Raw genomic sequence first — 26,082 nt, forward strand, 5'->3', positions numbered from 1 at the left:
GACCTGGGAAAGGTGGTGTGCCATGGAAGGTCGCGGGAAGGACCTGGGCATCCTGGTGGGAGGAGGGCCGGCACCCGGCATCAACGGAGTCATCGGAGCCGTGACCATCGAAGCCCGCAACCGGGGTCTCCGGGTGTGGGGGATCTACGACGGGTGGCAGTGGCTCATGCAGGAGGACGCCCGGACCCTGCGGGAGCGGGGGCATGTGCGGGAACTTCAGATCGCGGAGGTCTCCCGGATCCACTTTGACGGGGGATCCCTCCTCCGGACCTCCCGGGCGAACCCCACCCGGCGGGAGGAGGACCTAGAGCGGGTGGTCTCCAACCTCCGGGAACTCGGCATCGGATATCTGGTCACCGTGGGGGGAGACGACACCGCCTTCGCCGCAGCCCGGGTATGCGAACGGGCCCGGGGCACCATCCGGTTCGCCCACGTGCCCAAGACCATCGACAACGACCTCCCGCTCCCGGGTGGAGCCCCCACCTTCGGATTCCACACCGCCAAGCAGGTGGGCTTTGAACTGGTGCGCAACCTCATGGAGGATTCCCGCACCACGAACCGGTGGTTCTTCGTAAGCGTGATGGGTCGCAGCGCGGGGCACCTGGCCCTGGGCATCGGAAAGGCTGCGGGAGCCACCCTCACCCTCATTCCAGAGGAGTTCCCCGAGCGTACCTCCTTGGCCCTGGTGGCGGACGTGCTGGAGGCCGCCATGTTGAAGCGCCGGGTCATGGGCCGGGAGGACGGGGTGGCCATCGTGGCGGAGGGGATCCTGGAGCAGGTCCCGGAGGAGGAGCTCGCGGCGCAGGAGGGTGTCCGGATCGTACGGGATCCGTACGGACACATCCGTCTGGCGGAGCTGGATTTGGCGTACATCCTGAAGAGCATGGTGGAGCGGCGATTTGCGGCCCGAGGGGAGCAACGCACCATCGTGCACAAGAGCATCGGGTACGAGTTGCGGTGCGCTCCGCCCATCGCCTCGGACTCCGAGTACGTGCGGGACTTGGGCTACGGCGCGGTGCGCTACCTTCTGGAGGAGGAAGGGTCTGAGGGGGCCATGGTGTGCATGGAGGCCGGGCAGCTGCGCTACGTGGACTTCACGGAGCTCCTGGACCCGCAGACGGGCCGGACCAGGGTGCGGCGGGTGGACCTCCGCTCCACCGCCTACCGGGTGGCCCGGAAGTACATGATCCGCCTGGAGCCGGAGGACCTGCAGGACCCGCAGATGCTGCGGCAGCTGAGCGCGGCCGCCGGGATGACACCGGAGGCCTTCCGGGCCCGATACGAACCCGCAGCACAGCTGGGGGTCCTCACCACAGATACCTGAACTTCGCGGCGAACCGGCGCTCCAGGTCCTCCCGGTGCAGGAAGTAGACGGGACATTGCCGGAGCATGCAGATGTGGAGGGCCTGGTTGCAGTAGGCCTCCGGGACCTCCCAGCACTTCCGGTTCAGGAAGAACGCAAAGCACACCCCCCGACGGTCGTCGTAGCTCTGCAGCTCCTCCAGATCCACGGAGGGCTGCGGGGGCGAGGAGGACCCTGGGGGGGGAGAAAGCGGGGTCTGTGGAGGCCCGGATGGGGAAGGCTCCGGGTGCGGAAGGAGCTGCCCGCTACTCGTCCGCTCCGGGGGGATGGCTGCTTCCAGCTCGCGCAGCTTCTGGCTCGTGTCCTGAATAAGGGCCCGAATTCCGCGCCGGAGTTCCTCCCGCGATCTGCTCACGTGCCACCACCTCTTTTGCAAGGCTCATGTACTCCTGCGCCCCCCGCGACTGGGGCAGGTGCAGGAAGATGGGAACCCCCGCCATGGAGGACTCCACCAGTTTGATGCTGAAGTGAATGGTGGTCTGGAAAACCTTCTCCCCGAAGAACTCATGGATCCCCCGCAGGATCTCCCGACTGAGGTTGTTGCGGCCGTCGTACATGGTGGCCAGCACCCCCAGGATCTCCACCCGGTGGCCGATCTCGTCCCGCACCATCTGCAGGGTGCGCAGCAGCTGCCGCATGCCCAGCAGGGCGTAGTAGTGGGTCTGGATCGGGATGACGACCTGGTCCGCGGCCACCAGCGCGTTCAGGGTCAGCAGCCCTAGGGAAGGGGGGGTGTCGATGACAACGAAATCGTACCGATCCCGCACGGGCTCCAGCTTCCGCCGCAGCACGTGCTCCCGCCCGATCCGAGCTACGAGCTCCAGCTCCGCGGCCGCCAGGTCGATGGAGGACGGCGCCACCACGAGGCCGGGGACCGTGGAGGGCCGCAGGATGTCCTCCAGGGAGACGCCGCCTTCCTCCGATCGGCTCTCCGTGATCACGTGGTAGATGGTGTGCGGGAGCTCCGCGGGTTCCAATCCCAGGCTCACGGTGGCGTTCGCCTGCGGATCCAGGTCCACCAGCAGCACCCGGAAGCCCAGGGCCGCCAGGCACGCACCGAGGTTCACCGCGGTGGTGGTCTTCCCGCAGCCGCCCTTCTGGTTGACGAGGGCCACGATGCGTCCCACGCCGCGCCCCTGCGCCACCTCGCCCGTCCGCTCCACCCATGGGTTCACGGAACCGTCCGGACCTCCCCCGGGGATTCCGGATGCGAGTTCGACTCCCCGTGGGGCTTTTCCTGCGTGCGCAGGAGTTCGCGGACGAACTCCAGCGCCTCCTCCCGGCTCCGTACCCGCCCCTCCAGCTGGGCGTCCCGCACCGCCTCCAGGATCTTCCGGAAAACGGGGCCGGGCTGCAGTCCGAGGGCCCTGAGGTCCCACCCCGTCAGGAGCCTCGGCGGGTTGACATCCTCCGGACGGAGTTGTTCGCGGTGGGCGAGGATCCACTCGTACGTGGAGAGATCCCCGTGGCTCGCCACGCAGTCCGCCCGATACAGTTCCAACAGCTCCTCGAAGTCCGGTCGGGCGAAGAAGGCCCGGCGTTTGGATTCCCGCATGCGGGGGAGGTCGCTCAAGCGCATGTGGTCCCGCACCAGGGCTACAATCCGTTCGGTCTCCCTGTGGCTCAACCGGAGGCGCTGGCAGATCTCCCTCGCGAGCTCCGCGCCCACCCGGTCATGGGCAGGGAACCATACCCGCTCACCTCGTGTGAAGGTGCGGGGCTTGCCGACATCGTGCAGCAGGGTGGCCATGGCCAGCACCGCGGAAGGATCCCGCAGGGCGTCGAGGCTCAGGATGGTATGCGTGAAGACATCTCCTTCCGGATGGTGCTGAGGCGGCTGCGGGATGCCCTTCATCGCCGCCACTTCAGGGAGGATGTGCGGAAGGAGCCCGGTCTCGTCCAAAAGCCGCAGCCCGCGTCCCCGACGGGGACCGGTGAGGAGGCGGAGGAGCTCGTCCCGGATCCGCTCCCAGCTCGTGGAGCGGATCCGATCCGCGAGCGCTCGGATGGCCGCCAAGGTCTCCGGGTCGATGGCGAAATCCAGCTCGCACGCGAGCCGCACCGCCCGCAGCATCCGGAGCCGGTCCTCCTGGAAGCGCTCCCAGGGGTCTCCGATGGTGCGCAGCCGCCGCTCCGCTAGATCCCGCTGTCCGGAAACCCAGTCGAGGAGCGTACCGGTGATGGGATCCAGGAGAAGCCCGTTAATGGTGAAGTCCCGCCGACGGACGTCCTCCAGCGCGGAGGCATAATAAACCTGTGAGGGATGCCGACCGTCGAGGTAGGGGCCCTCCACCCGGAAGGTGGCCACCTCTATCCAGTGGCCCCCCACCCGCACACGAACCACCCCGAAAGTAGCCCCTACCAGGAGGGCATCGGGGAATAGACGCAGGACTTCCTCCGGGCGGGCACTAGTGGCCACATCGTAGTCCTTCGGGGTTCGCCCCAAGAGCAGGTCCCGGACACACCCCCCTGCCCAGTACGCCTCGTACCCAGCTTGCTGGAGGCGCCGGACGACCTCGCGGGCGGCCTCCTCAGGGCTCAGCGCTCCTCCAGCTCCTCCAGGCGGCCCAACAGCTCCTCCCGCTGCTCCTGTGCCGCCTCCTTGCCCCGCACGATGGCCTCCCGGATCCGCTCGGCCCCGTGCTCCACCACCTCCCGGCCGCGCTGGATCACGGTCTCCGCGGTGTCCCGGACGCGCTCCGTGAGGTTCTGGGTTCCCTCCCGCAACCGTCCCGCGAATTCCTCCGTCCGCTCCTTCAGCCGGTGCCGCACCTGTTCCCCGGATTGGGGCGCCAGCAGCAACCCCAACCCGATCCCCACGAGTGCTCCCACCACGAACCCGCTGAGAAACTCGGAACGCTCCGCCATCCCGCATCCCTCCTTATCCTGTGCATACCGGTACCGCCATGGCCTGCTCGAACCGCTCCCCGCCGAGGGTGCGCACCCGGCGCACCACACCGCCGCCTAGGACCTCCTCTCCCCGGTAGAGGCAAGCCACCTGCCCCGCGTTCGTGGCCCCCACGGGATCCCGGAACCGCACCCGGACCCCCTCCGCCAGGCACTCCACTTCCGCGGGGACGTCTGGAGCCCCGTGACGCAGACGCACCGTGGCCGCAAACCGGCAAGCCGGGGGCTCCCCCTGCACCCAGGACACCTCCTCCAGCTCCACCTCCGCGACCCGAAGATCCGCCTCCTCCCCGACCACGAGGGCGTTGCGATCCGCCAGGATGGCCACCACGTACAGGGGCCTGCCTGCGGCAATTCCCAATCCCCGACGCTGCCCCAGGGTGTACCGGGCAATCCCCTGGTGCGTTCCCACGAGTCTACCTTCCGTGTCGTAGATGGGGCCCGGCCGGAGCGCTTCCGGAACAAACCGGGCCACCACCTGCGTGTAGTGTCCCCGGGGCACGAAGCAGATCTCCTGGCTTTCGGGCTTGTCCGCCACCGCCAGTCCCAGGCGTCGGGCCATCTCCCGGATCCGGGGCTTGGTGTGCTCCCCCACAGGGAAGAGCAACCGGCTCAGTTCCTGCTGGGTGAGGGCATAGAGGACGTAGGACTGGTCCTTGGCCCGGTCCGCGGCCCGCAGGAGCCGGAACCGCCCGCCTTGCCAGCGCACTCGGGCGTAGTGTCCCGTGGCGAGGTACTCCATCCCCAGGGCAGCCACTTTCTCCAGCAGCAAGGAGAACTTGATGTACCGGTTGCAGGCCACGCACGGGTTGGGAGTGCGGCCCCGGGCATAGGCCTCCGCAAAGGGCCGGATCACCGCGGCTTCAAAGGCCTCCCGCAGGTTCAGGACGTAGTGGGGAATACCCAGCTGGCGCGCCACGTCCCGGGCGTCCTCCACGGCCCCGATCCCGCAGCACGTGGGGCCTGTTTCCTCCTCCGTTAGCCAGCTGGGCCACAGGTTCATGGTGAAGCCCACCACTTCGTGCCCAGCCTCCACAAGGAGGGCTGCGGCCACCGCGCTGTCCACACCGCCGCTCATGGCCACCGCAACCCGCGCCATCGTCCTTCTCCCCCCATGATACCACCCCGCGGCGTCTGATCCGAGCCTGCCGCACCTTGCATGGGGGGCGAGATCCACAGTAAAAAGTAAAAAATAGAAAGGCTCGATGGGCTCAAGAAAACCTCAAGACGGGGGGAGAGAGAACATGCGCCGGTGGACGGTGCTTGGGTTGGTGGTGTGCGTTGCTCTCGCGGGGTTCCTGGGAGCAGGCTACGCCCAGGCCCCCCGGGTGATCCGGATCGGCGTGGTGGTCTCCGCCACAGGCCCCGCGGCGGCGCTGGGGATTCCGGTGCGGAACGCCTTCCTGCTGTATGAGGAGCTATTCCGGGACGCCATCCCGGGCTACCGGATCCAGTACATCATCCTCGACGACGCTACCAATCCCACCTTGGCGGTCCAGAATGCCCGCAAGCTCATTGCGGAGGACCGGGTGGTAGCCATCGCAGGGAGTACGGTCTCTGTGAGCGCGCTCGCCATGGTGGATGTTACGGGGGAGGCAGGCGTCCCGCAGATGGCCATGGGGGCCACCCAGAACATCGTCCACCCCGTGGACGAGAAGCGCCGGTGGGTGTTCCTCCTGCCGCAGACTGCAGCGAGCGCCATCCAGGCGGTGACCCTGGACATGCGGCTCCGGGGAGTCCGGACCGTGGGCTACATCGGGTTCAACGACGTCTGGGGCGAGGAGTGGTGGACCTCCCTCTCCCAGGCAGCCCCGAACCTCGGCATCCGGGTTGTGGCGAACGAACGGTACGCCCGCGCGGACACCAGCGTGACGGGCCAGGTGCTGCGCCTCCTCGCGGCCAGGCCGGACGCGGTGCTGGTGGGAGCGAGCGGAACCCCTGCGATCCTGCCACAGCGGACCCTCCGGGAGCGCGGATATCGGGGCATCATCTACCACACGCACGCCGTCGGGGATCCTGATGTCCTGCGGGTCGGAGGCAAGGATCTGGAGGGGGCCCTCCTCCCTGTAGGCCCCGCGGTGGTGGCAGACCAGCTGCCGGACAACCACCCCAGCAAGCGGCCCGCCCTGGAGCACAAGCGGATCTACGAGAGCCGGTATGGGCCGGGCAGCGTTTCGCAGTTCGGGGCCCACGTCCACGACTTCTGGCTCATCGTACGCCCAGCCCTGGAGCGGGCCCTGCGGCGGGTAAGCCCCGATAATCTCCCAGCCTTCCGGACAGCCCTCCGGGACGAGATCGAGGCCACCCGGAACCTCCCGGGAGCCCACGGGGTGTTCAGCTACTCGCCCATCGACCACCTGGGCCACCGGTTTGAATACAGCAACGTCTTCGTCCAGGTGCAGGGCGGAAAGCTGAAGCTCCTGCGCACTTTCCTCCCGCGCCAGTAGGGAGGCGGGAAGCCGTCGGTGGACGCCACCATCCTGGGGCTTCTGATCGCGGACGGGATCACCAGCGGGGTGATCTACGGGCTTCTGGCCATCACCATCGTGCTCGTATTCACCGTGACCCGGGTCCTCTTCGTGCCCATGGGGGAGCTCCTCATGTACGCGCCCCTCACATACGCCCTGCTGGTGGACCACAAGCTCCCCGGCTCCATCTGGCTCGGAACGGTCTTGCTGACCGCCTGGGGGGTACTGGACCTCTTCCGGGGCGCGCGTCGCCTGCCCCTCCTGCTCTTTGGCGGTGCCGGGGCCCTGCTGGGGATGGGGATGTGGTCCGCCTCCACCGGTTCCCCGATCCTCGCGTGGGTGCTGGCGGTGGGCGTGGTGGTCCTGATGGGGATCGCCACCTACCGGGTGTTCTTCGAACCCATCCCGCACGCCTCCGTACTCACCTACCTCATCCTGTCCCTGGGGCTCCACTTCGTGCTGCAGGGACTGGGGCTCGTGTTCTTCGGGCCGGAGCAGTACCGTCTCCCCCCTCTCTTGCCGGGAGAGGTACAGCTGGGCCCCGTGCCGCTGCCGAAGCAGAACTTCGCGGTCTACGCCTTGGCCCTGGCCTGGGTCCTGGCCCTCTACGGGTTTTTCTCCCGGAGCCTGTACGGCAAGGCCCTCCTGGCCTGTGCCATCAACCGCCGGGGGGCCCGCCTCACGGGGATCAGCATCCAGGAGGCGGGCCGCGTGGCCTTCATCCTCGCCTCCCTCATCTCCGCCCTGGGAGGCATGCTGCTCGCACCCCTCACCAACGCCGCCTACTTCATGGGGTTCATCCCCTCCTTGAAGGGCTTCGTGGCCGCGGTCCTGGGAGGACTCGTGAGCTATCCCCTAGCCGCGGTGGGTGCGCTCCTCGTGGGCACCCTGGAGGCCTTCAGCGCCTTCTACGCGAGTGCCTACAAGGAGGCGCTGGTGTTTGCCCTCCTGCTGCCCATCCTGTTCGTCCAGAGCCTGCGCACGCTGGAGATCGGAGGGGTGGAAGAGTGATCCGCTGGATCCTCCTCGCGCTGGCCTTCGCCCTGATCCCCTTCCTCCCCCCGTTCTACCTCACCCTGCTGAACTTCATGGCCATCAGCGCGGTGGTGACCCTGGGCCTGTACCTCCTCACGGGGCTTGCGGGCATGAGCAGCTTCGGGCAGGCCGCCTTCATGGGGCTTGCCGCATACACCGCCGCCATCACCACCACCCGCTGGGGGTGGTCCCCCTGGGCGGGTCTCCTCCTCGCGCTTGCCCTCTGCGGACTTGCGGCTGTGGTGCTCGGGAGCGTCACGGTCCGCCTGAAAGGGCACTACCTGCCGCTCGCCACCATCGCATGGCAGATGGCCCTTTCCATCCTCATGGGGAACCTAGTCCCCATCACGGGAGGGCACGGAGGCATCAGCGAGATCCCGGCCCTCCGCCTGGGCCCCCTCTCCCTTCGGGATCCCAGGTGGTTCGGGCTATTGAGCCTGGGGTGCGCGGTGGTGCTCGCCTGGGGCTGCGCGCAGCTGACCTCCAGCCGCATGGGCCGGGCCCTCCGGGCGGCACGGGGCGACGGTGTGGTGGCCGCGAGCTTCGGCGTGAACCTCCCGTGGATCCGCCTGCAGGTGTTCGTGCTGGCCGCCCTCTTCGCGGGGCTTGGGGGGTGGCTCCACGCCCACTTCCTCCGGTTCGTGAACCCGCAGCCCTTCAGCCTTGAGGCCTCCATGCGGTACGTCATCATGGCGGTGGCCGGCGGCGTGGACCGCATCCCGGGAATCTTCCTGGGCACGGGGCTCTTAACACTCCTCGGGAGCTGGCTGCAGGACATCCTCCCCGTGCTGTTCGGCCGCGCCGCTCAGTACGAGGTGATCGCGTACGGCCTGATCCTGGCGGGCATCCTCATCCTGGCGCCGCGGGGGCTGTGGCCCTTCCTGGAGGTCTACCTCCCCCGCCGTCTCCCGCTCCTCTCCCAGGGACGCTCGCTTCCCGCCGCCCCGGTCCCCCTTCCCCGCTCGGAGGCCCTCCTGGAGGTCCGGGAGCTCACCAAACGCTTCGGAGGGCTCGTAGCGGTGAACGGCATCTCCTTCGCGATCCGGCGGGGAGAGGTGGTGGGACTTATCGGACCGAACGGGGCAGGCAAGACCACCTGCTTCAACCTGATCACGGGTCTGTATCCGCCCACGCGGGGTGAGGTGTGGTTCGCGGGGCACCGCATCTCCGGACGTCCCCCCTTCGCCATCCACCCGCTCGGAATCGCCCGGACCTTCCAGCAGCCGCATCTCTTCGGGGACCTGACGGTGCTGGAGAACGTCGCCCTGGGCACCTACAGCCGGACCCGCAGCGGGATGCTGGCGTGTCTGTTGGGGTGGGACAAGCTCCGGGGGGAGGAGCAGGCGGCCACGGCAGAGGCTTACCGGGCCCTAGAACGGGTCGGTCTCGCACACCTCGCCCACGAGAGGGCCGGGAAGCTCCCCCTCGCGCAGCAGCGGCTGCTGGAGATCGCACGGGCTCTTGCCTCCTCACCGCAGCTCCTTCTGCTGGACGAGCCCGCAGCCGGGCTGCGGGCGCGGGAGAAGCGGGAGCTGGCGCAGCTCCTCCGGCGCCTCGCGGAAGGCGGAACCAGCATCCTCATCGTGGACCACGATATGGACCTCATCATGGGGCTCGTGGACCGGGTGGTGGTCATGCACTACGGGGAGAAACTGGCCGAAGCGGCTCCGGATGGAGTCCAGCAGAATCCGCGGGTCCTGGAGGCGTACCTAGGCGTCCCCGTGGAGACCGCGGGATGAAGATCCTGGAGCTCCGGGACTTCCGGGTGCGGTACGGAGCCGTGGAGGTGGTCCACGGGATCCACGTGGAGGTGAACGCGGGCGAGGCCGTGACCTTGATCGGCCCCAACGGCGCGGGCAAGACCAGCACGCTGCTGGGTCTCGTGGGCATGGCTCACGCCACGGGGGAAGTGCGGTTTGACGGGAATCCCCTCCCGCACCGCACACCGGAACAGCTCCACCGGGAAGGCATCGTCCTGGTCCCCGAGGGACGAGAGCTCTTCCCGACCCTTACGGTGGAGGACCACCTGCGCCTCGGCGCTTTCTCTCGGATCCAGCGGGGCACCCCCCGGGAGGAGGTAGAGAGGGATCTGGAGTGGGTGTACACCCTCTTTCCCCGGTTGCGGGAACGGCGGCGCCAGCTGGCCGGAACCCTCTCCGGGGGGGAACAGCAGATGCTGGCCATCGGCCGGGCCCTGATGGGTCGACCGCGGCTGCTGCTGCTGGACGAGCCGAGCCTGGGACTTGCCCCCCTGGTGGTCCGGGAGATCTTCCGGGTCCTCGGAGAGCTGAGGGCCCACGGCACCACCATGCTCCTGGTGGAGCAGAACGCCCGCATGGCCCTCCAGCTCGCGGACCGGGCCTACGTGCTGGAAGCGGGCGAGGTGGTCGCCCAGGGCTCCCCGCAGGCCCTCCTCCAGGACCCCCGCGTGGCCGAGGCATACCTCGGCCTCCGCCGGGTTACCGCCCCCACCACATCCAGTTGAGCCCTTCCCCCTAGCCAGGCAGACGCAGGCGAAGCAGCCGCCGGGCGTTCTCCTCGAAGATCTTTCGCTTGTCCTCGAAAGACGCCGTCATGTTCTCCACGGCCCGGATGGCCTCCCGCACGTACATGGCCCCCTCCTCCGGACCGAAGGGCATGTCGGAGCCGAAGAGGACGTGGTCTGCACCGAAGAACGCCACCCCGCATTCCACCCCCGGTACGTTCCCGAAGAGGGCCGTGTCCGCGTAGAACATCCGGAAGTACTCGTACGGCGAACGCTTGAGCCTCTGCCGGGCCTCCACGTCCTCTGCGGAATCCGTGCGGTGGCCGATGCGGTCCAGCCCCCCCCACCCGAGTCTGCCCTCCACGTACGGGATGATCCCGCCCAGATGGTGGGTGATGATCTTCAGGTTCGGAAGCCGATCGAAGATGCCGGAGAAGACCATCCGCGTCATGAACACCCCGGTCTCATAGGGCCAGCCCAGAGCCCACCAGATGTCGTACTTGGAGCGGGTCTCCGTGGGGTAATCCGCCTGCTCCTGCCCCCGGGTGGGATGGACCCAGATGGGAAGGTCGTAGGTGGCCATGCGCTCAAACAGGGGCAGGAACTCCGGGCGGTCCAGGGGTTTTCCGAGCACGTTGGTGAAGATCTGGACCCCTGTGGCTCCCAGCTCCTCTACCGCCCGCTCCGCCTCCCGCACCGCGGCTTCCACGTCGTCGAGGGGCAAAGACGCCACGAATCCCACGAACCGGTCGGGATAGCGGTCCACGAGTGCGGCCATGCCGTCGTTCGCGATCCTCGCCAGCTCCACCCCCTGCGCTCCCGTGGCCACAGCCTCGATGGGCGGGGCCGCCAGACAGGGGACCTGCACGTACGCACCCAGGGTGTCCATGATCCGGAACCGCTTGTCGAGGTCCCAGAGGGTGCTCACACCCCGGACCAGACGCTGGAGATAGGCTCCGGAGGAGGCCTGCTGGGTCATCCGGTCGTAGAACTCCTTCGGATAGATGTGGCAGAAGGCGTCGACCTTGAGCATCCTCTCCTCCTACCGGATGTTCAGGGTCCGGGCGGCCTCCCGCACGAAGCGGAAGTCCACCAGCCGCTCCACCGGGAGCGGGGACACAAGCGCGCCCTGAGCTACCATGTGCGCCTGGAGGGCCATCAGGTGCCGTGCATCGAACACCCCATCCCGCCGCAGCCCCGGCCACACCATCTCCTGGAACAGGGCGTCCTCCCGGAGGGGGGTGTACTTCTTCAGGACCTCCACCACCTCCCGGCGCACCGCGGGGTTCCGCAATCCGTCGTTGTAGAGCTGCAGCCCCCGCAGGTACGCTCGCATCCACCGTATGGCCACCTCGGATTGCGCGCGCATCTGCTCCGAGTACACCAGAACCGCGGCGGGAAAGTCCGCCACCACCGCATCCGCGGTCAACAGCGGCACGCCGGACCGTAGCCTCCGGACGGAGATGGTGGCCGACGGCTCCACCATCATGGCTGCGTCCACGGCTCCGTTGTGTACCGCCACGGGCATGTCCGGGATGGCCATGGGCGCCAGCTGCACCTCCCTTAGCGTCACCCCGCCCCGGGCCAGCATCCGCTCCAGGAGGTAGGTCTGCACCCCGGCCAGGTTGGTAACCGCAATCCGGCGTCCCCGCAGATCCCGCACGCTGCGCACGAGGCCTCCGTCGAACAGCTCCCGGCGGATCACCAGCACGTTGAACCCGTGGCCCTTGGAGAAGGAACCCTTGGTGGCCACGATCCGCATCCCCGCCCCCTGCTGGACGGCGTTGAGGAAAGCCGGGATGATCTCAATGCCCCCCACATCCAGCAGCCCCGTGGCGAGCGCCGGGATGATCTCCGTGGACCGCATGCGGTGGTTGAGCTGGACCTGCAGACCTTCCTCCTGGAAATACCCCCTCTCCAGGCCGAGGAAGATCCCCGCGTCCGACACCGCGCCCGGAGTGCCCACCCGGATGAGAACCCCGGCCTGTCCCCAGGCGGAGGAGCTCAAGGATGCCACGGCCAGCCACCAGAACACTCCTAGGAGAAGCCACCTTCCCAACCTTCCGACCTCCTCCCCTCAATCAATCTTCGGGAAACGGAGCGCTCCCTCCCCGCACCGGGACCGGTGATGCGGGAGCAGGACGCCTCTGCACCTGCGGCGCCGAAGGCAGGATCTCTGACCGTGGTCCGCTTTCCTGGAAATGTCCGATCCAGGAGCACGTCCCGCGGATCTCCTCGGGAACGGGCGGAACCCATGTCTGCTCCCACTTTTCCAGCTGGCCTGTGTGTTTCGCGAGCCGGTAGATGCGGGCGTGGATGCACTCCCGATCCCCGAACTCGCAGGTGTTCCCGTCCGTGCCCCCGCAGGGGCCGTTCGCCAGCCCCTTGGGGCAGGTCTCCGGGCACACGAAGAAGGTGTAGGGGAGCCGACAGAACCCGCACAGCTGGCACCCCACCCATGGTCCCTTGATGGCATGCTCCACCCGTGCGAGAACCCGGCCCGCGGCGCTGTGCCGGCCTACGGGGCCCAGCAGCGACGCTCCCAGTCTCGCCACGGGAGACGCGGGCTGGAACATCCAGTGGTCGATGGTCTCCAGGATCCGGAAAGCCCGCACCTCCCCAGGGGAGGCCTCCGCGGGCCCCTCTCCCTGATCAAGGTAGAAGGCCCCCTCAGGAGCCAGCTGCACCGGACGCCCGTCCGGGTGGGTCATCACCTCCTGCCATGCTGTGCGCCACGACTCCAGATCCGGGCAGTCCGCCTCCAGAGCGGCCACCTGGTCCAGGAGCTGTTCCAGGGTGCGCTCCGCGTGCACCCCGCACAGATGCGCTCCCGCATACCCCAACAGCCGTGCGCCCACCACCTGCAGAGCGGCCCGGCGGATGGCACGTGACCTCCCTCCGTCCTCCGCCTTCGCGTCCTCCTCCAGACGCCGCAGGAAGTCCGCAGGGATCGGCACGCCGGGGAGCTTCACCTCCCGGATCCGTAGGGCCAGGGAGGGGGTGAGGAGCCACACGCTGGCCAGGATCGGCGCGGGGATTCCCCGGGAAGCGAGGAACGCCCGGAGCTCCTGGAACTTCCGGGGATCCCACCCGATCTGGGTGATGAGGACGTCCGCCCCGGCCCGCAGCTTCTTCATGGCCTTCACGTACTGCCCCAGGAGCTCCTCCTCCCGGTACTTGAACGGGTTCACCGCCGCGGCCAGGAACGCGGCAGGAAGCGTTCTGCGGGCAATCCAGAGGGACTGCACGGAGTCCAGGTACCGGGCGGGTCTGTCCGGAGGGGGTTCCCGGAGCGCATCCCCCGTGATGAACAAAAACGCCTCCATGCCCTCCTGCCGGGCTCGCTCGAGATCCCGCTCCAGATCGGGGAGGACGCGTCCCTTTCCGGCCCAGTGGACCACGGGCAGGATCCCGGTGGCCTCCGCCACCATGCGGCCTACCAGCAGCGCGTCATGGTCGTGATCCGTGCGCACCCGATCCGAGATGGTGAGGGCCGCGACCCGCCCGTCCTGCTGGATCCACCGCCCCATGCGGATCACGGATTCCACCACCTCCTCAAACGGTTTGGAGCCGCTCAGGGGTGGGGACTCCAAGGTGAGGACGAACGCTCCTGCCTGCAAGCGCTGCTGGATCCGGTTCTCGTACCTCGGGCGGACCGTTTCCACGGGCGGATTTAGGTTGGCCATGCCTTCCCTCGGTTGCACCAAGATGCCTTCCTCCGCTGCGTTCCCATCTTACCGGGGCCCACCCGCACGGGCAACCTCCACCGACTTCACGGCGTCCCGCCAGATGGAATTCGGTCACACCCTTGGATCCAGGAGCAGGATCTGCTGAGGGTACGTGCGCTCCAGGATCTCTATGATCCGGGTGAGGAGGGTGTTGTAGGGGACGGGGATGCCGTAACGCTCCGCGCGCCGGACGATCTCACCGTTGAGGAACCCGATCTCCGTGGGGCGTTGGCGCAGTACGTCCTGGAGCGTGGAGGGAAGGTGCGTGCGCTCCTGTGGGGACTGGTGGCGCCGGAGGAGTGTATCGAGGACCCGTTGGGGATCCAGGGAGATCCCCTCCGCGGCGGCCACCGCCGCTACCTCTTCCACCAGCCGCTCGAAGATCTCCCGCGCAGCGGGCTGCGCCACGAGCGGCCCCACGGGAAGCCGGGTGACGGCCGCCAGCGCGTTTGCGGCCGCGTTGAAGGCCACCTTGTACCAGATGGCTTCCCAGGGATCGGGGAGGGCCTGCGCGGGCAGGCCGGCGGCGGTGAGCACGGTGGCGAGCTGTTGGGCGCCGCCGAAGCCGGAGGGGTCCACGGGGCCCAGGTGGATCTCCACGGGGTGCGGGGTCCACCGGATCCGCCCGGGGGCCACCAGGTCGCTCCACAGGAAGCACACGCCCGCCAGGATCCGCTCCGCGCGGAACACCTCCGCAAGGGCCTCCACGTTTCCCAGCCCGTTCTGGAGCGTCACCACCCAGGTGCGGGGACCCGCCATGGGTACGGCGCTTTGGGCTGCCTGTCGGGTGTGGTGGGACTTGGTAAAGACCAGCAGGTAATCCACGGTTCCCACCTCCGCGGGGTCCAGGGTGGCCTGGACCCGCACGGACCGCGGGCGCACCCCGTCGTCCACCCACACCCCGTGCCGGCGGAGGGCAGCCACCTGCTCCTCCCACACGTCCACGAGCCACACCTCATGCCCGGCCTCTGCCAGGTGCACGCCAAAACGGCACCCCATGGCCCCTGCGCCCATCACGCCGAACCGCACCGTCGTCTCCTTCCGGACCTCTCAGGGAACCAGCACCGCCCGGCCGCGGACGTTTCCCCGGTGCAGGTCTATGAGGGCCTGGTTCGCTTCCTGCAGGGGGTAGTGCACCGTCCTCGCGCGTACCTTCCCCTCCGCGGCCAGGTGCACGAGTTCTACCAGCTCCGCGTACGTCCCCACGAGGTTTCCCACGATGGCCTTCTCCATGGCCACCAGCTCCATGGTGGGCACCGTGAGGGAATCCCCGTACCCCACCACGAAGTAGGTTCCCCGACGCCCCAACAACGACCATCCGAGGGCAGGAGCGCCTCCCTCCCCCACGAAGTCCAGGACCACCTGAGCGCCTCGTCCCTGGCTCCACTCCATGAACTGGGCGGGGATCTCCGGACCTGTGGGGAACACCGCGTCCGCCCCGAGCTCCCGAGCCCAGCTCCGGGCCTCCTCCGACCGGTCCACCACCGCGATGCGGGCAGGGCACAGGGCCCGGAGCATCTGGTACGCTAGGTGCCCCAGCCCTCCGAAGCCGAGGAGCACGGCCAGATTTCCAGGTCCCAAGAGTGGGACTGCCCGCTTCACCGCGTGGTAGGCCGCCAGTCCTGCGTCCGCAAAGGGTGCGGCTTCCTCCGGGGGCAACCCCTCCGGCAGCCGGATGCAGTTGCGCTCCTTCACGAGAAGATACTCCGCGAACCCGCCGTCCCGATCCAGCCCCACGAAGGCACCGTTCTCGCAGTGCATCTCCTGCCCCTGCCGACACGCCAGGCAGACGCCATCCGAGACCATGGGGTACACGAGGACGGGATCCCCCTTGCGCACGGACCGGACCGCAGGCCCTACCTCCTCCACCCACCCTGCGTTCTCGTGTCCCGGGATGTAGGGAAGGCGCGCCCGCATGATCCCCTGGAACATGCCCTCCAGGATGTGCAGATCCGTCCGGCACACGCCCGCCCCGGCCACCCGGAGGACCACATCATCTGGGGCTTGCACCCTAGGCTCCGGAACCTCCTCCAGCACCAGGGCTGAGCTGTGATCGTCCAGGCTTCCGTACCTATGGAGTCGCGCCGCCCTCATGGTCTGCTCCGATACCCTACAGGTAGGTCAGCAGGTCCTGGATCCCGTGGAGCACCAGATCTGGCCGCTCCTGCGGAGGGAGCTTCCGCACCTCTTCGCTCAGGGTCACACCGGTGAGCACCAGGACGGTCCGCGCCCCGGCCTCCTTCCCCATCCGGGAATCCAGCTCCACGTCGTCCCCCACCACCACCACTTCCTCTACCGGCACCCCCAGTCGGGCCGCCGCCACCCGTAGCGCATCCTGGGAGGGCTTGCCCACGAGCCGGGCGGGCTTTTGCGTGATGTAGGTGATGGCCGCGGCGAGGGCCGCGGAAAGCCCCGGAGTCCGGCCGTGCTTGGTGGCGTACCAGGGGGAAAGCGAGGTCACCAGGAACGCGGCACCGTTCCAGATGGCGCGGCAGGCTGCCGCCAGCTTCTCATAGGTCCAGACCGGATCCCAGCCCACTAGGACCACCCCCGCCCGCTCCCCTCCCTCCACTCCCACACACGGGATTCCCCGTTGCTCCAGAGGCACCCGCAACCCCCGCTGGCCCAACACGAGAACCGGGCGGCCCGGATACTCGCAGGCGATGATCTCCGCGGCGATGGCGCCCGGGGTGATGACCTCATGATCCTCGACGGGCAGCGCGCTCGCCCGGAGGACCTCCGTGTACTCTTCCGGCGGAAGGGCGCTGCCGTTGGTCAGGAAGACGAACCGTCCTCCGGTTTGGCGAATGGCCTCGAGGACCTCCCGGGCTCCCGGGAGGACCTGCGGGTTGCGCCACTCCGCGGACTCCGCCACAATACAGGTCCCGTCCACGTCCAGGACGAAGCACCGACCCCGCAGGTTCATGAGACCTGCCCCCGCTTCAGGGTAAGCCCCAGGCCCTTCCGCTCCAGCCGGACGTAGGTCACCTTCCGGGAATCCGAGGAAAGGGCTTCCACGAGGCGCTTCAAACTTTCCCCACTCCCCTTTCCGTCCAGGACCAGGGGAGCCGACTTACCCCGCTGGATCGCGAGGACCTCCTCCTCCGGTAGCCCATACCGGAGCAGCAGCTCCTCGTCCGAGCGGCCCCCGTAGATCCTGCGCAGCTCCGCGATGGAGAGGTCTGGCCGTTCCGAGGGGATCTCCCTGGCCCGCGGGAGGGAGAGGACCCGATCCCGAACCTCGGGATCGATGGGGCCCGGAGGCTGCCCGTACTGTCCCAGGACGTACCGGATGGTTTCGTCCGCCACGAGGTGGTAGCGTTCCGGGCCGATGAGGTTCAACAGCGCCTGCGTGGCCACAAACTGGCTGAAGGGCGTCATCATGATGGGATATCCTAGCTCCGCCCGCACCCGGACGATCTCGTCCAGCACCGCCTCGAACTTGTCCTCCTGTCCGATCTCCCGCAGGTTCCGCTTCAGAGTGGTGACCATGCCGCCCGGGACCTGATGCCGGTAGTAGGCTAGGTCATACTCCGAGGGTCGGCCGATGGGCAGGTTTCGCCGCCGTGCCACCTGGAAGAAGTACCGGGAGACCCTCTCCGCGGCCTGGAGATCCACCTCCACCTCGAATCCCAGCTCCCGGAGGTTCGCTACGGTCCGGAAGAAGTTCGGGAGGCTGGTTCCCTCCGCCAGGGGAGGGATGGCGGTGTGGAAGGTTCGCACCCCCAGTTCCGCGGCCCGGACGTAGCACACGGGGGCGAGCCCCATGTTGCAGTGGGAGTGCACCTCCAGTGGGGTATCCCCCAGGGCTTCCTGGAGGGCCGGCACCAGGGTGCTCACCCGGTCGGGGGTCAACAGACCCGCGGGGTCCTTGATGTACACCGCGTCCACCACGCCCCGGGCCTTCTCTCCCAGTTCCCGGACCCGACGGGTGTAGAACGCATCCGTGTGCACCGGGCTGACGCTGTACACCAGGGCCACCACCACCTCCTCGGCCCCCTCTTCCCGGGCCATCCGGGCCCCCTCCACCATCTCCGCCACGTTGTTCATGGGATCCACCACCTGGATCCGGCGGACGCCGTGGCGGACCACGGTGCGCATGGCGAGCCGGATGAGCTCCCGCGGACACGGCTCCCACCGGATGAACCGGAGCCCCGTGGTCATGAAGGTGAGCGGCGTGCGGGGCATTCGCTCCCGGGCGAGCCGGATCCGCTCGAAGGGATCCTCCCGGTGCCACCGCACGGACACGGCCATGTGGGTGCTGGTGGTGAAGTCCAGGGCCTTGAAGCCCACCCGATCCATGTCCTCTGCCACAGCCAGGATCATGGGGGTGGTGATCCCCGTGGCGCTCCACAGGCTTTGGTTCCCGTCGCGGAAGGTGACGTCAATCAGCTGGATCCGTCTCCCCATGGCCAACCGGACTCACCGGGACAGCGCCTTGCCCGCCAGGGTCTGCACCACATAGCTGAGCGGGTCCTTGAAGTTGGCCGCGATGGAGCTCCTGGGACGCCGGCTCCACACCGTCTCGGGCCGGGACTGGAGCAGGTAGAGGTTATGGGGAAATTCCTCATTCTCCGCCACCGCCCACTCGATGTCCAGGGGGAACCCGTAGACCTGCTCCAGGTGGCGAGCGAGCCGAGCCAGCTCCACGGCCTCCGCATCGGAGAGGCACGGTTTCGTCTGCAGATCCTCGGGAACGGGCACCTTCACCAGCAGCCCCTCATGACCCGAGGGCGCGAACTGCACGGTCTTGGGCGAAATCTTACGGTGCACGATCTCCAGGGTCACCTTGTTGATGGTGAACTCGTCCGGGGTCACCTCCCCGCTCACCACCGCCACGCCCGGCCCCCAGCTGCCCTCCACCACGATCAGGGAACGGTCCCCGGTCCGGGGGCTCAGGGTGAACAGCACCCCCGCGGCCCTGGGATGAACCATCTGCTGAACCCCCACCGCCACCCCGTCGTCCAGGGACACCCCCTGGGTGAGCCGGTAGCTGAGCGCCCGGGGGGTGAAGGCACTTGCCCAGCACCGACGGACGGAGTCCAACACCTGCTCGGTCCCCCGGACCCACAGGTATGTCTCCTGCTGCCCCGCGAAGCTCGCCTGCTCACTGTCCTCCGCGAGGGCGCTGGAGCGCACGGCCACGGGCGGATCTGACTGCCCCGTCCGGATGCCCAGATCCTCGTACCCCCGTTCGATGGCGCCCTGCACCTCCGGTGGGATCCGGCTCTCCAGGAACATGCCTGTAATCTGTTGGCTCGCCCGCTCGATGCTCTCCAGGTCGTGGGGCACCACGGAAGCGAGGGCCTGCCGCAGCCGATCCTCCAGGCCGTTGGCCTCGAGGAAGCGCCGGTACCCGAGGCTGGTGACCGCAAATCCGGGCGGGACCCGGCATCCGTGTCGGAGGAGCTCCCCCAGGCTCGCCACCTTCCCGCCCACGAGGGACCGCTCCGCAAGTCCTACCCGCGAGAACTCTAGGGTAATGGGGATCTCTCCCATCATTCGAACCTCCATTCGAACCTCGCCCCCCTTCTAGTCCTCCAGCAGGGTCACGGTTCCCGCGTCGCCGTCCACCCGGATCCGCTGACCCGTCCGGATGCGCTTGGTTGCGGATCCGGTCCCCAGCACCGCGGGGATCCCGTACTCCCGGGCCACGATGGCCGCGTGGGACATCATGCCGCCGATGTCGGAGACCGTGGCCCGGATCCGGGAGAAGACCGGGGCCCAGCTGGGCTCTGTCACGGAGCACACCAGGATTTCGCCTTCCTGGACCTCATGCAGCTGGTCCACGCTGAGGACCACCCGCGCGGGCCCCTCCACCACACCGGGCGAGGCCGCGAATCCCCGGAGGACCTTTTCCTCCGCCTTCTCGGGCTCCAGCCACGCCCGCAGGCGCTCCGGGGTGATCCCCCAGAGCATTACCACCGCGGGATCCACCACGGCCTCTGGAACGGTCCCCAGGGCCGGAGGCGGGTTCCACTCCCGCAGCCTCTGCAGCAGCTCCCGCCGTCGGGCGATGATGGGGGGCCAGTATACGGGTCCCCGGGCCGGCGACCCGATGGTCCAGGAAAGCAGGAGGTCCATAAGGGCCTGGTGGACCTCGCTCCAGTGCAGGTAGAAAATGTCCTCCACGTCCTGGAAGAACCCCTGTCGGACGAACAGGGCTCCCAGCTCCCGCACCTTGTTCCAGAACACGCTCTGGTACCAGTGCTCCACGTAGAACTTGTGGTCCTCGATGGAGTAGTACACGTTGCGGACAAGTCCCAGCAGTTGGTCGAACGCCTTTCGGTCCTCCTCCGTCTGCAGCAAAGCGCGATAGCCCTCCGTGATCTGGTCCCGATCCCGCCGGCGACCTTCGATGTCCCGCTCCAGGGACTCCCCGCGCTTCACCTTCGCCACGTAGTCGCACAGGATGCCGAAGACGGCCCCCGGATCGTCCACCCACGCCCGGTGGTGATGGTGGAACCCGTCCCCGGTGTTCATGTAGAACCAGGGGTCGGAACTCCGCCGCCACTCCTCGAGCCACGTCCGTCCGGCCTCGCTCCCCGCGAGGGCCTCGAACACCTCCTTCACATTCGCGCCGGCCTGGAAGAGGGAATCCACCCCTAGCTCTACCGCGCGCTTCGCCAGTCGCTTCAGCTCGTCGTTGGGGCGGAACATGCTTACGTCAATGGCGCCCACCATGCGGGTGATGGCCTGATCCGAGATCTCGGGAAACGCTTTCTTGCAGAACTCGTAGAAGGTGAAGTAGGCGGCGAAACCGATCATCACGATCTCCATATGGATCTGCCAGATCCGGAAGATACTCTCCAGCAGCCGGTGGTATGCCTCGAACACCTCCTGTGAGGTGCCGTATCCCTTCCGCTCAAACACCAGCCGCTCGTCCTCCACCTCCGGGAGCTCCGGGAACCGGATGGCCTTCAGCTGCTCGATCTCCCGCTTGACCTTCTCCCGCCACTCCTCGTAGAACCGCGGCCAGTTCTCGAAGTAGTACCCCGCCCGGCGTTCGAAGAGCTTGGCCCGCTCCTCGATCTTCTTGGGATCCGCCACCGCGGTGGGACTGATGTACAGCCGGCCGTTCAGGAACCGGAAGTCAATTCCCATGGCGGGCGGGATGGCGAACATGCGGCTGCTCATCTCCCCGATGCCGAGGTAACCCGCCTCGAATCCGATGGTGTCAAACGGGTGCACGGCCTCCGGGGCGTGCATGCCATTGTAGAACCACAGTTTGTTCTCCTCCTCCGATTTCCGGTCCTCGCTGAACAGGAGGTAGTACGGATACATCTCCGCCCAGCCCTCGCAGCCGGGGGGCGTCTCGATCTCGAACGGGCTCTGGAACCGCAAAGCGTCCGACATCATCTCCCCTCCCCCGTAGGTGTCCGATATGGGCTTCGGATGTGCTGAAGGGCCTTCCGCGAGAAGGTGGCAGATGGAGTCTGCCCTTCCCCACCCCCGTGGCTCCCGAGACGAGCCCAACTCACCCGCGGCGTCCCCCGATGGAGCGGATTAATCCTATCGATAGCCCAACCAAATCCTAGGGACGTCGATAGCGGCTGTCAAGCAAGGCACCCCGTCTGCAGGCGCCTTCGCGCACCCGCTCCGCGGGTGCTCCTTAAGCCCGCTCCCCCAGGGGAGGCTCCGTGCCCACGATCTCGCTCTGGCGGATCCTCGCGAGCTCCACCAGCCAGTCGGGGTCCTCGTAGACGTAGTCCTTCCGGAGGGGATGCCCCTTCCAGTCCTCCGTCATGAGGATCCGGCGCAGATCCGGATGTCCCTCGTACACCACGCCGAAGAGGTCGTAGGTCTCCCGCTCGTGCCAGTTGGCTCCTACCCACAGATCGCTCACCGTAGGGATCCGGGGGTTCGTCCGATCCACGGGCACCTTCACCAAGAGCTCGTGGTTGTGCACGGTGGACCACAGGTGGTAGGTGCACTCCAGGCGATCCCCCCAGTCGATGGCGCTGCAGAAGGAGAGGTAGTCCAGCCGGAACTCTGGGTCGTCCCGCAAGAACCGCATCACCTCCCGGAAGCGCGAAGGCGGCACCCGGACAGCGGGGGTGAGGTACCGGTGGACCGCGGGTTCCTCCCGGCGGGGGGGCCGGGGCGGGGCCTTTCCTTCCGCCCTGGCCCGCTCCACCTCCTCCTGGTAGGCGCGCAGCCGCTCCTGCTGCTCCCGCTCGAACCGATCCAATTCCTGTCGGGCTGCCTCCACCAGGTCTTCCACCTCGGGGAAGTGCTCCCGCAGCCTCTGGAGGAGGGCTTCCGGGAAATGGCCGCCCGCGGGTCGGGGGCTGGGGAAGGTCATCGCAGGATCCCTCGGGCGATGGGCTCCTTGGGGGCGGCCCGGTGGAGGTCTTCGAGGGTGTAGAGGAGGTTGGCGCGGTTGTAGGTGCTGGCCTCGTAGTGTGGTGTGAAGACGATGGCCTCCGTGGGGCAGACCTCCACGCACAATCCGCAGTACTGGCATTTGTCCATCTCGATGTCAAATCGGGTGAGAACCCGCTCCTTGCCCCGACCCGTGGCTTCGATGTGGATGCAGCGGCTGGGACAGATGCGCTCACACTGGAAGCAGATGATGCACTTGTCGTTGCCGATCTCGCTGTCCACGGGGAGGGCCAGGAGTCCATGCCAGCGGGGGGAGACGTTGGACTTCTCGAGCGGGTACAGCAGGGTGGCCTTGGGTCGGGCCGCGGTGCGCAACGTCTCCCGCAGCCCCGTCACCAGCCCTCGGACCGCCGCACTGGCTTTCTCCAGGACCGCCGGCATTCCTCCCTCCTACCGATCCACGTCCGCGAGCACGATGTCGATGCTACCCAGAATGGCGATCACATCCGCCACCTTCCACCCCTTCATCATTTGGGTAAGGGCGAACAGATTCGAGAACGACGGCGCCCGGATCTTCACCCGCCACGGCGTCTCGGCGCCGTGGCTGACGAGGTGAATCCCCAAATCCCCCCTCGGGCTTTCCACCCGGGTATACACCTCGCCCGGGGGAAGGCGTGGGGTGAGGGAGACCCGGGGTGCCCGAACCTCCCCGTCCGGCATCTGGTCGAGACACTGGAGGATGATTTTCGCGGACTCCCGCATCTCATCCATGCGCACCAGATACCGGGCAAAGCAGTCGCCCTCCGTGTACACGGGTACCTGGAACTCCACCCGGTCGTAGGCCTCGTAGGGATGGCTCTTGCGTACGTCCCAGGAGAGGCCGGAGGCCCGGGCCACGGGCCCGGAAGCTCCGAAGGCGATGGCCTGCTCCCGGGTGAGTACTCCGATCCCTTGCGTCCGGGCCTGCCAGATGGGGTTCCCGGTGAGCAATCGGTGGTACTCCTGGAGCCGGTTCAGGAAGTAGTGGCAGAACTCCCGACACCGATCGGTCCAGCCCGGAGGCAGATCCTCGTTCACCCCGCCGATCCGGAAGTAGACGTGGTGGAGCCGCCCCCCCGTGACGGACTCGAAGAGGTCCATGATGAGCTCCCGCTCCCGCATACACCACAGGAACGCGGTGGTGGCGCCAAGATCGATGCCGTAGGTCCCCAGCCACAGGAGGTGGCTGGCGATGCGCTGCAGCTCCATGAAGATGGTGCGGATGTACCGGGCCCGCTCGGGCACCGGGATCCCACCGAGGGTCTCCACGGCCCGACAGACGGCCATCTCGTTGATGAGGGCCGCGAGGTAGTCCATTCCCCGGTCCGCGAGGGCGATGCACTGGGTGTAGTTGCGGTGCTCCATCATCTTCTCCACGGAGGAGTGGAGGTAGCCGATGTCCGGCTGGACCTCCACGATGTTCTCCCCGTCCAGGGTGACCACCAGCCGCAACACCCCGTGCGTACTGGGGTGCTGCGGTCCCATGTTCAGGATGAGCTCCTCCGTGCGTAGGGCCTTTGCCATTCCTAGGCTCCTCGGCGGGTCAGGCGCCGTTCGCGCCGGATCTTCTCCTGCAGCTTCAGCACACCCTCGATGAGGGCCTCCGGACGCGGGGGACAGCCGGGCACGTATACATCCACGGGGATGACGGTGTCGATGCCCTTGAGGATGGAGTAGTTGTCGTAGAAGAAGGGGCCGCCGCAGGTGGCGCAGCTCCCCATGCTGATCACGTACTTGGGCTCTGGCATCTGCTCCCACAGACGCCGAACCACGGGCGCCATCTTGATGGTGCACCGGCCGGAGACGATGATGAGGTCCGCCTGACGGGGTGTGGCCCGGGGAATGACCCCGAACCGGTCCAGGTCGAACCGGGTGGCGAAGGCCTGCATCATCTCCATGGCGCAGCACGCGAGCCCGAAGGTCAGGGGCCAGAGGCTACTGGCCCGGGCCCAGTTCAGGACGTTCTCGATGGTCGTCAGGAGCAGCGCCCCACCCGGCAGCTTGTACAGCACGTCCGCCAGCTGCTCGATGGGAGCCACCTGCGAGCCCTCCACGGGGATCCGCGCGATGGAGGTCACCTCCGGGCCACCGGAAGGGATCGGGCCGTCTCTCATGCTCGTCTCCGCGGAACCGTCCTGGGGCATACCCACTGCTAGATTCTGGCACAAGAAGCGCCTGCCCTCAAGGCAGGCTGGATCCCGTGGTGAGCACGGGGGACTCCACCACCTTCACCCGCCGTACGTCCGCACCGAGCCCCCGCAGCTTCTCGTCCAACCCCTCGTATTTCCGGTCGATGTGCTCCACCCCGTGGATCTCCGTCACCCCTTCAGCCACCAGCCCGGCCACCACCATGGCAGCCCCTCCCCGGATGTCCAGGGCCTGGACGGCCGCCCCCGTCAACCGTTCCACCCCTCGCAGATACGCGGTGTTGCCCTCCACCCGGATATCCGCCCCCAGCTTCAGGAGCTCGTAAGCGTAGCCCATGCGGCCGTCGTAGATGGTCTCCCGGATCACCGCCTCGCCCTCCGCGGTGGCCAGCATGGCCACGAAGGGGGGGTGGAGGTCCGTGGCGAAGCCGGGGAAGGGTGCGGTGTCGATGTCCACGGCCCGCAGGCGCCGCTGGGCCCGCACCCGTACCCGGTCCGTGTTCGCCTCGATCTCACACCCGGCCTCCGCGAGCTTCGTGAGCAGGGCGGTGACGTGCTCTGGGATGAGCCCGTCCACCTCCACATCTCCCCGGGTGGCGGCGCCCGCGATGAGGTACGTACCCGCCTCAATGCGGTCCGGGATGACCGCAGTGCGGGCCCCGTGGAGCTCCCGGACGCCCTCGATGAGGATGGTGGGCGTGCCTGCACCGCGGATGCGGGCCCCCATGAGGTTCAGGAACACCGCGGTGTCCGTGACCTCCGGTTCCAGGGCCGCGTTGTGGAGCACGGTGGTGCCCCGGGCCAGGGTGGCGGCCAGCATGAGGTTGATGGTGGTGCCCACGCTGCGGCGCGGCACGTAGAACTCCGTCCCCCTGACCTCCCCCGCCCACCCGACCATGTACCCCCGCCCCGTCGTGACCTCCGCGCCCAGGGCCTGGAACCCTCGGATGTGGAAGTCCACGGGCCGACCGCCGATGCTATCCCCGCCGGGGAGCCCCACCTCGAACCGTCGGAACCGCGCGAGCAACACACCCGCGGCGTAGTAGGAGCCCCGGATGCGGCCACACAGATCCGCGGGGGCGTGGATCCTCTCAAGCCCGCGGGCGTCGATGGTGCAGATCCCCCCTGCCACCTCCACCTCGCAGCCCAGGGCCCGCAGGATGTCCGCCATCACCAGGACGTCGCGGCAATGTGGGACGTTCTCGATCACGGAGACGTCCGCGGCCAGGGCCGCGGCGGCCATGATGGGAAGCACGGTGTTCACCGCACCGGCCACCCGGACCGTCCCCTGCAGCTTCCCTCCCCCCCGCACGACCAGGAGCTCGGTGGCGCTCATGCCGACCTCAACGCGGGCTCGATCCGCTGCTCCACGTAAAAGCGCACCAGCTCATCGAGGATCCGGTCCCGGCTCACCCTGCGGATAAGGGAGCGGGCCCTCCGGTGGCTGGTGATGTAGGTGGGATCCCCGCTGAGGAGGTAGCCCACCAGCTGGTCCCGGGGGCTGTAGCCCCGCTCCCGCAAAGCCCGGTACACCTCCAGCAGGATGCGGAAGACATCCTCCTCTCCTTCCCCCACCCGGTAGATC

Annotated in this window: 24 protein-coding genes and 1 pseudogene; 5 read left to right on the forward strand and 20 right to left on the reverse strand. The window is 67.9% G+C overall.

Going from position 1 to position 26,082, the window contains the following annotated elements; all coding sequences use genetic code 11:
• Nucleotides 1-22 precede the first annotated feature (22 nt).
• On the forward strand, nt 23-1,324 hold the full coding sequence (gene pfp / locus N0A24_04690; GenBank protein ID MCS7172693.1) for a diphosphate--fructose-6-phosphate 1-phosphotransferase: 1,302 nt from the start codon (nt 23-25) through the stop codon (nt 1,322-1,324).
• On the opposite strand, the gene N0A24_04695 is transcribed toward pfp, so the two are convergent.
• From N0A24_04695 to mnmA, 5 genes and pseudogenes are all read right to left on the reverse strand, one after another.
• Complete coding sequence (locus N0A24_04695; GenBank protein ID MCS7172694.1) at nt 1,308-1,511, reverse strand: hypothetical protein; 204 nt, start codon at nt 1,509-1,511, stop codon at nt 1,308-1,310. The genes pfp and N0A24_04695 overlap by 17 nt on opposite strands.
• 97 nt (nt 1,512-1,608) lie before the next feature.
• Nucleotides 1,609-2,490 (reverse strand): AAA family ATPase, encoded by an 882-nt coding sequence (locus tag N0A24_04700; protein ID MCS7172695.1) that lies wholly within the window; start codon nt 2,488-2,490, stop codon nt 1,609-1,611.
• A 44-nt stretch (nt 2,491-2,534) separates the two neighbouring features.
• Complete coding sequence (locus tag N0A24_04705) at nt 2,535-3,905, reverse strand: CCA tRNA nucleotidyltransferase (GenBank protein MCS7172696.1); 1,371 nt, start codon at nt 3,903-3,905, stop codon at nt 2,535-2,537.
• A gap of 149 nt (nt 3,906-4,054) precedes the next feature.
• Nucleotides 4,055-4,231: pseudogene (locus N0A24_04710) on the reverse strand (YtxH domain-containing protein).
• A gap of 13 nt (nt 4,232-4,244) precedes the next feature.
• Complete coding sequence (mnmA, locus tag N0A24_04715) at nt 4,245-5,369, reverse strand: tRNA 2-thiouridine(34) synthase MnmA (protein ID MCS7172697.1); 1,125 nt, start codon at nt 5,367-5,369, stop codon at nt 4,245-4,247.
• A gap of 145 nt (nt 5,370-5,514) precedes the next feature.
• On the opposite strand from mnmA, the gene N0A24_04720 reads away from it, so the two are divergent.
• Genes N0A24_04720 through N0A24_04735 form a run of 4 tightly spaced genes read left to right on the forward strand, consistent with a single transcriptional unit; the run spans nt 5,515 to nt 10,258 of the window.
• Complete coding sequence (locus tag N0A24_04720; protein ID MCS7172698.1) at nt 5,515-6,717, forward strand: ABC transporter substrate-binding protein; 1,203 nt, start codon at nt 5,515-5,517, stop codon at nt 6,715-6,717.
• An 18-nt stretch (nt 6,718-6,735) separates the two neighbouring features.
• Complete coding sequence (locus N0A24_04725) at nt 6,736-7,749, forward strand: branched-chain amino acid ABC transporter permease (protein ID MCS7172699.1); 1,014 nt, start codon at nt 6,736-6,738, stop codon at nt 7,747-7,749.
• Nucleotides 7,746-9,512, forward strand: a complete 1,767-nt coding sequence (locus N0A24_04730; protein ID MCS7172700.1) for a branched-chain amino acid ABC transporter ATP-binding protein/permease — start codon at nt 7,746-7,748, stop codon at nt 9,510-9,512. The genes N0A24_04725 and N0A24_04730 overlap by 4 nt, the downstream gene beginning before the upstream one ends.
• Nucleotides 9,509-10,258 carry an ABC transporter ATP-binding protein gene (locus N0A24_04735; GenBank protein MCS7172701.1) on the forward strand — a complete coding sequence of 250 codons (750 nt, stop codon included), beginning with the start codon at nt 9,509-9,511 and terminating at the stop codon, nt 10,256-10,258. Before N0A24_04730 ends, N0A24_04735 begins: the two co-directional genes overlap by 4 nt.
• Nucleotides 10,259-10,268: 10 nt before the next feature.
• Here N0A24_04735 and N0A24_04740 read toward each other — a convergent pair whose 3' ends face one another.
• The 15 genes from N0A24_04740 to N0A24_04810 form a co-directional block, all read right to left on the reverse strand.
• Nucleotides 10,269-11,291, reverse strand: a complete 1,023-nt coding sequence (locus tag N0A24_04740) for an amidohydrolase (GenBank protein ID MCS7172702.1) — start codon at nt 11,289-11,291, stop codon at nt 10,269-10,271.
• A 9-nt stretch (nt 11,292-11,300) separates the two neighbouring features.
• Complete coding sequence (locus N0A24_04745; protein ID MCS7172703.1) at nt 11,301-12,317, reverse strand: ABC transporter substrate-binding protein; 1,017 nt, start codon at nt 12,315-12,317, stop codon at nt 11,301-11,303.
• A gap of 22 nt (nt 12,318-12,339) precedes the next feature.
• A complete protein-coding gene (locus N0A24_04750; protein ID MCS7172704.1) occupies nt 12,340-13,944 on the reverse strand; it encodes a methylenetetrahydrofolate reductase C-terminal domain-containing protein in 1,605 nt (534 codons plus the stop codon).
• Between the two features lie 114 nt (nt 13,945-14,058).
• The gene (locus N0A24_04755) at nt 14,059-15,015 is read right to left on the reverse strand and encodes a 2-dehydropantoate 2-reductase (protein ID MCS7172705.1); all 957 of its coding nucleotides are present in this window, start codon (nt 15,013-15,015) and stop codon (nt 14,059-14,061) included.
• Between the two features lie 21 nt (nt 15,016-15,036).
• Nucleotides 15,037-16,080: an NAD(P)-dependent alcohol dehydrogenase gene (locus tag N0A24_04760; protein ID MCS7172706.1), complete on the reverse strand. Its 1,044-nt coding sequence runs from the start codon at nt 16,078-16,080 to the stop codon at nt 15,037-15,039.
• A gap of 16 nt (nt 16,081-16,096) precedes the next feature.
• Nucleotides 16,097-16,912 (reverse strand): HAD-IIA family hydrolase, encoded by an 816-nt coding sequence (locus tag N0A24_04765; protein ID MCS7172707.1) that lies wholly within the window; start codon nt 16,910-16,912, stop codon nt 16,097-16,099.
• Nucleotides 16,909-18,396, reverse strand: a complete 1,488-nt coding sequence (locus N0A24_04770; protein ID MCS7172708.1) for a biotin carboxyl carrier protein — start codon at nt 18,394-18,396, stop codon at nt 16,909-16,911. The genes N0A24_04765 and N0A24_04770 overlap by 4 nt, the downstream gene beginning before the upstream one ends.
• A gap of 12 nt (nt 18,397-18,408) precedes the next feature.
• Nucleotides 18,409-19,488, reverse strand: coding sequence for a PEP/pyruvate-binding domain-containing protein (locus N0A24_04775; GenBank protein MCS7172709.1), 1,080 nt, complete (start codon nt 19,486-19,488; stop codon nt 18,409-18,411).
• A gap of 30 nt (nt 19,489-19,518) precedes the next feature.
• On the reverse strand, nt 19,519-21,342 hold the full coding sequence (locus tag N0A24_04780; GenBank protein ID MCS7172710.1) for a PEP-utilizing enzyme: 1,824 nt from the start codon (nt 21,340-21,342) through the stop codon (nt 19,519-19,521).
• A gap of 256 nt (nt 21,343-21,598) precedes the next feature.
• Entirely contained in the window at nt 21,599-22,291 is a 693-nt protein-coding gene (locus N0A24_04785) for an NADH-quinone oxidoreductase subunit C (protein ID MCS7172711.1), read from the reverse strand.
• Complete coding sequence (locus tag N0A24_04790; GenBank protein MCS7172712.1) at nt 22,288-22,752, reverse strand: NADH-quinone oxidoreductase subunit I; 465 nt, start codon at nt 22,750-22,752, stop codon at nt 22,288-22,290. The genes N0A24_04785 and N0A24_04790 overlap by 4 nt, the downstream gene beginning before the upstream one ends.
• Before the next feature lie 9 nt (nt 22,753-22,761).
• Nucleotides 22,762-23,874 (reverse strand): NADH-quinone oxidoreductase subunit D, encoded by a 1,113-nt coding sequence (locus tag N0A24_04795; protein MCS7172713.1) that lies wholly within the window; start codon nt 23,872-23,874, stop codon nt 22,762-22,764.
• Nucleotides 23,875-23,876: 2 nt separating this feature from the next.
• Nucleotides 23,877-24,371, reverse strand: coding sequence for an NADH-quinone oxidoreductase subunit B (locus N0A24_04800; GenBank protein MCS7172714.1), 495 nt, complete (start codon nt 24,369-24,371; stop codon nt 23,877-23,879).
• A 160-nt stretch (nt 24,372-24,531) separates the two neighbouring features.
• Nucleotides 24,532-25,833, reverse strand: coding sequence for a UDP-N-acetylglucosamine 1-carboxyvinyltransferase (murA, locus tag N0A24_04805; protein ID MCS7172715.1), 1,302 nt, complete (start codon nt 25,831-25,833; stop codon nt 24,532-24,534).
• Nucleotides 25,830-26,081 (reverse strand): IreB family regulatory phosphoprotein, encoded by a 252-nt coding sequence (locus N0A24_04810; GenBank protein ID MCS7172716.1) that lies wholly within the window; start codon nt 26,079-26,081, stop codon nt 25,830-25,832. The genes murA and N0A24_04810 overlap by 4 nt, the downstream gene beginning before the upstream one ends.
• Nucleotide 26,082: the final 1 nt, after the last annotated feature.

This window comes from Armatimonadota bacterium (assembly GCA_025059775.1).
In the GTDB taxonomy this organism is placed as follows: Bacteria; Sysuimicrobiota; Sysuimicrobiia; order Sysuimicrobiales; family Sysuimicrobiaceae; genus Sysuimicrobium.